Source organism: Candidatus Similichlamydia epinepheli (genome assembly GCF_003056015.1).
Map to the genome: position 1 here is coordinate 1 of NZ_PPEU01000111.1, position 2,006 is coordinate 2,006.

The following is a 2,006-nucleotide window of genomic DNA, read 5'->3' on the forward strand; positions in this document are numbered from 1 at the left end:
CCAGGAAAGGTTCCGCTACTTGTAACTCCACATGCTCTTTTGAAAGAAGACTCTATTAAATCACCAAACTGTGAAAAAGATATACGAATTGGCGACACTGTTGTACATGTTAGGTCATCTATAAATGAAGGATTGCCTGGGTTTAGAATCATTCAACCTACCGTTTTTGCTGGTATATATCCTGCGAGCACGGACGATTATTTGAATTTGAGGGATGCTTTAGGCAAGCTTCAATTAAGTGATTCTGCTCTTGCTGTTGAACAGGAGACTAGTCACGCTCTTGGATCAGGGTTCCGTTGCGGCTTTCTAGGCCTTCTCCATTTTGAAATTATCGTAGAGAGGTTGCGTAGAGAGTTTAATCTAGATATCATCTCTACTTCACCTGGTGTTTTATACAGATTCACCCTCAACGGAAATAGACAGATAGAAGTTGACAACCCTACTTTCTATCCTGACCCTTCTACGATTGTCCATGTGGAGGAGCCGTGGGTGAAGGCGCGCCTTTTCGTGCCTGTTTCTTACCTTGGGCCAGTGATGCAGCTTGGAGTCGATAAAAGAGGGGCGCTTCTTTCGACTGAAACTCTGGATTCTTCTCGATTGATTTTGATGTATGAGTTTCCATTAAATGAGATTGTTGTTGAGTTCGGCGATCAGCTCAAATCTCTGTCGAAAGGTTACGCTTCTTTTGATTATGATCCGATTGGATATCGAGTCTCTGATATTGTCAAACTCGAGGTTCGAATTAATGGTGATGTAGTAGACGCTTTTTCATGTTTGATCCATCGTTCGAAGGCGGAACGAAAGGGCCGGCTGTTGTGTAAAAAATTGGTGGATGTGATTCCGAAGCATCTTTTTAAGATTCCGATCCAGGCTGCTGTAGGCGGAAAAATCTTAGCCCGTGAGACGATCTCAGCTTTGGCTAAGGATGTAACGGCCAAATGCTATGGGGGAGACATCACTAGAAAGCGTAAGTTGTGGGACAAACAAAAGGAAGGGAAAAAGAGGATGAAACAGATGGGTAAAGTCTCAGTGCCTCAGAAGGCCTTTCTTGAAGTGTTGAAGTCGGAGGAGTAAGTTGCGAGTACGAGTCGAATGGAGAGAGTTACGGGTTCGTATCTTTTCTGGATTGGTTGGTGTTTTCTTGGCTGCTCTTCTCTTTTGGATGTCGAGCTATTCCATTGGGATGTTCATATGCCGTTTGGGGGTTCGCATGCTTGCTTGGGGGGCGACTTACGAATTCGTGCGAATGACTCAAATGGTTTATAAGGACCTTATCCACCCTTCTTTTCATCTCTTATTGAGTTTCCTGTTCTTTATTCTTATTGATTTTCTACCGTCTCTTTCTTTGGCGCTCATTTCCTGTACGTCTCTGATTGGGTTGTTAGTTTTTTTCGATCCTTTTTCGTCGTTTATTAGGGTTGCCTCTTCCCTATTGATTTTCTTTTATATTCATCTTCCTGTTGCTCTTTTTGAACAGCTTTTGGAAGGGAAAATCGTCTCTGGACGTTGGTGGGTTCTCTATTTGGTATTGATTGCAAAGGGTTCAGACATAGGTGCATTTTTTATTGGGAAGTATTTTGGGAAGCATTTGATTGCTCCTAGAGTCAGTCCAAATAAGACATCAATGGGGGTATTAGGGGGTGTTGGGTTTGCGACTGTTTTGTCGATTCTTCTATGCTTTTTCACGACTACTCCATGGAGTCCCTCTTTATTAATCTTTTGTGCTCCTGGGGTATCTCTTTTTTCACAGTTTGGTGATTTAATAGAGTCTTCTTTCAAAAGAGCATGTGGAGTTACAAGTAGCGGAACCTTTCCTGGAATGGGTGGAATTTTAGATCTGCTAGATTCCGTATTGATTGCGTGTCCACTAATATACGCGTTTGCATGCCTTTAATCATTACTGTAGACGGACCAGGCGGTAGCGGAAAGAGTGATGTGGCTTGTTTATGTGCTGAAGCGACAGGAAGATGAATATAAAAGAAAATCAATAGGGAAGAGGCAACCCT

The 2,006-nt window shown here is 42.7% G+C and carries 2 protein-coding genes; both read left to right on the forward strand.

All coding sequences use genetic code 11. The features are described from left to right. Nucleotides 1-1,074: elongation factor 4 family protein (locus tag GCCT14_RS04620; RefSeq protein WP_478209992.1), on the forward strand; the 1,074-nt coding region annotated here is incomplete at its 5' end. Nucleotide 1,075: 1 nt separating this feature from the next. Further along, nucleotides 1,076-1,894 (forward strand): phosphatidate cytidylyltransferase, encoded by an 819-nt coding sequence (locus GCCT14_RS04625; RefSeq protein WP_108624418.1) that lies wholly within the window; start codon nt 1,076-1,078, stop codon nt 1,892-1,894. The last annotated feature ends 112 nt before the right edge of the window (nt 1,895-2,006 follow it).